The organism is Pseudomonas protegens (assembly GCF_003732485.1).
GTDB classification, from domain to species: domain Bacteria; phylum Pseudomonadota; class Gammaproteobacteria; order Pseudomonadales; family Pseudomonadaceae; genus Aquipseudomonas; species Aquipseudomonas protegens_B.
On the sequence record NZ_MOAK01000055.1, the window covers coordinates 63,558 to 66,325 of the forward strand.

Consider the following 2,768-nt stretch of genomic DNA (forward strand, 5'->3'; position numbering starts at 1 on the left):
CCCGCCAAGATCACTGCCCCCAGCACCGGCTTCTGGAACATCACCATCGACACCGTCAACCGGCGCCCCATCAGCGTGACCCGCAAGCCGAACCTGACTCATTCGATCCGCATCATTCGTCGCTCCAGCTCGAAACTGCGCTAAGCCCCAACCTCCTCGCGACAACAGGTAGCCCCGTGCCCCAGACCATCAAGTACGTGATCAAATACAAGCTCAATGGTGAGCGCCGCTTCGAATTTGCCCAGCTTGAAAACGGTACCCAGGAAGAGGCCCTGGCCGCCCTGGAAGCCCTGCATGGCCAGTCCGGCGACATCATCAGCGACGTCAGCGTCAGCAAGGCGCTGTAGAGCCGCCCCCGCGCGACCGATTCAAGCGCAAGCAACGGAGTGTTCCGCAGGCACCCGAGCCGCAGACTGGCCGGGCTCCCTACTGCCCAGGACACTCCCGCCATGCCCGTCTCATCGCTCCATGATCGCCTGCAACAATTGGATTGGGCCTGCATCGAGCAGGCCCTCGACCAGGACGGCTGCGCCCGGCTCGAAGGCCTGCTGACGGTGCCGCAGTGCCAGGCCCTCAGCCGTCTCTACCAGAACCCAGGGCTGTTTCGCTCGAAAGTGATCATGGCCCGCCATGGTTTCGGCCGCGGCGAGTATCAGTACTTCGCTTATCCACTGCCAGACCCGGTGGCGCAGTTGCGCCAGTTGCTCTACCCGCGCCTTGTCGACCAGGCCAATCGCTGGAACCGCCTGATGAACATCGACGCGCACTACCCGCCGGAGCATTGCGCATTCATCCAGCGCTGCCATGGCGCCGGGCAACTGCGTCCGACCCCATTGCTTCTGCAATACGGCCCCGGGGACTACAACTGCCTGCATCAGGATCTGTATGGCGAACACGTTTTCCCCCTGCAAGTGACCTTCCTGCTCTCACAGCCGGGAACCGATTTCAGCGGCGGCGAACTGGTGCTCACCGAACAGCGCCCGCGCATGCAATCACGGCCGCAGGTCATTGGTCTGAAGCAGGGTGATGGCCTGGTATTCGCCGTGCATCATCGCCCAGCAGCCGGAGCGCGCGGGCCCTATCGAGTGACCTTGCGCCACGGTGTCAGCCGCGTTCACAGCGGCCAGCGCCACACCCTTGGAGTGATTTTTCACGATGCGTTGTAATGACGGCGGGCCCGCCAACCTCGGGCTGTTCAGTGACAGCGACCTGCTACAGCCGGCCCGCATCGAAGTGCTGGGCCCACAATCCAGGGTCTTGCGCGGCTTCGCCCTCCCCTGGATCCAAGCACTGCTGCCTCGGCTCGACGCCGTGCTTGCCGCGGCACCGTTTCGCCACATGATCACGCCAGGGGGCTTCACCATGTCCGTCGGCTTGAGCAGTTGCGGCCAATTGGGCTGGACCACCGACAGCAACGGCTATCGCTACAGCCCCATTGATCCGCAGAGCCAACGGCCCTGGCCGGCAATGCCCGAGGTGTTCCGCCAACTGGCGCAGGCGGCAGCCGAGGCCGCCGGTTTCAGAGGCTTCAACCCCGACTCGTGCCTGATCAACTGCTACCGGCCCGGAGCGAAGATGTCCCTGCACCAGGACAAGAACGAGCGCGACTACAGCGCCCCCATCGTCTCTTTGTCCCTTGGCCTGCCGGCGATCTTCCTTTTCGGCGGCCAGCAGCGCGGCGACAGGAGCCAGCGGGTGCCGTTGCTCCACGGTGATGTGGTGGTTTGGGGCGGCGTCGATCGCCTGCGCTATCACGGGGTGCAGCCCCTCAAAGACGGCAGCCACTCCCTGCTCGGCCAACAACGGATCAACCTGACCTTTCGCCACGCCGGCTGAAACGTGGAATTCAACCGCAAGCCCCGGAGTGCCGATCAAGCCCCGGACCGTTAATCTGAGCGCCACTCCCCGTCGAGTACCGACCATGAATGCCCTGACACGCAAACAACAGATTGAACAGGACCCACGCTGGCAGGCCGTGCTCAAACGCGACGCCAGTGCCGATGCCGCGTTCGTCTATGCCGTCCGGACCACGGGGGTGTACTGCCGCCCTAGCAGCCTGTCGCGCCTGCCGAAAGCGGAAAACGTCGAGTTCTTCGACAACGCCCAGCAGGCCGAGGCTGCGGGCTATCGTCCGAGCAAGCGTCAGGCCAGCGACCAGACCCAGGTCGCCGCGCACCATGCTGCATTGGTAGCCGCGGCCTGCCGGCAGATCGAGGCCGCCGAGTCGGCTCCCAGCCTGGAACAACTGGCGCAACACGCGGGCGTCAGCAGCTATCACTTCCACCGGGTGTTCAAGGCCGCCACCGGGCTCACACCTCGGGGCTACGCCCATGCGCAACGCTCGCGCAAAGTCCGCAGCCACCTGCAAAGCGGACACTCGGTGACCACAGCCCTGTACGACGCCGGCTTCAATTCCAACAGTCGCTTCTATGAGGCGGCGGACCAGTTGCTGGGCATGAAACCCAGTGACTACCGCGCCGGTGGGCCCAACACCGATATCCGCTTCGCGGTCGGCCAGTGCTCCCTGGGAGCGATCCTGGTGGCCCAGAGCCACCGGGGCGTCTGCGCCATCCTCCTGGGGGACGACCCCAACCCGTTGGTGGAGGAGCTGCAAGACAAGTTTCCCCGGGCCAACCTGATCGGTGCCGACGCTGACTTCGAACGCCTGGTCGCCCAGGTCGTGGGGTTTATCGAAGCGCCGGCCATCGGCCTGGACCTGCCCCTGGACCTGCGCGGCACGGCATTCCAGGAGCGGGTGTGGCAGGGCC

5 protein-coding genes are annotated in these 2,768 nt (G+C 64.9%); all 5 read left to right on the plus strand.

The window, feature by feature from the left end; translation table 11 throughout:
• Positions 1 to 144 (plus strand): DUF1883 domain-containing protein (locus tag BLX41_RS35400; RefSeq protein WP_259744925.1); only part of this gene is annotated, 144 nt, incomplete at its 5' end.
• Positions 145 to 176: 32 nt separating this feature from the next.
• Complete coding sequence (locus tag BLX41_RS33660; protein ID WP_185073571.1) at positions 177 to 347, plus strand: hypothetical protein; 171 nt, start codon at positions 177 to 179, stop codon at positions 345 to 347.
• Positions 348 to 449: 102 nt separating this feature from the next.
• The gene (locus BLX41_RS14790) at positions 450 to 1,166 is read left to right on the plus strand and encodes a 2OG-Fe(II) oxygenase (RefSeq protein WP_123725499.1); all 717 of its coding nucleotides are present in this window, start codon (positions 450 to 452) and stop codon (positions 1,164 to 1,166) included.
• Entirely contained in the window at positions 1,156 to 1,836 is a 681-nt protein-coding gene (alkB, locus tag BLX41_RS14795; RefSeq protein WP_123725500.1) for a DNA oxidative demethylase AlkB, read from the plus strand. The genes BLX41_RS14790 and alkB overlap by 11 nt, the downstream gene beginning before the upstream one ends.
• Before the next feature lie 85 nt (positions 1,837 to 1,921).
• On the plus strand, positions 1,922 to 2,768 hold an 847-nt coding region (locus tag BLX41_RS14800; RefSeq protein ID WP_259744915.1), incomplete at its 3' end, for a bifunctional transcriptional activator/DNA repair enzyme AdaA.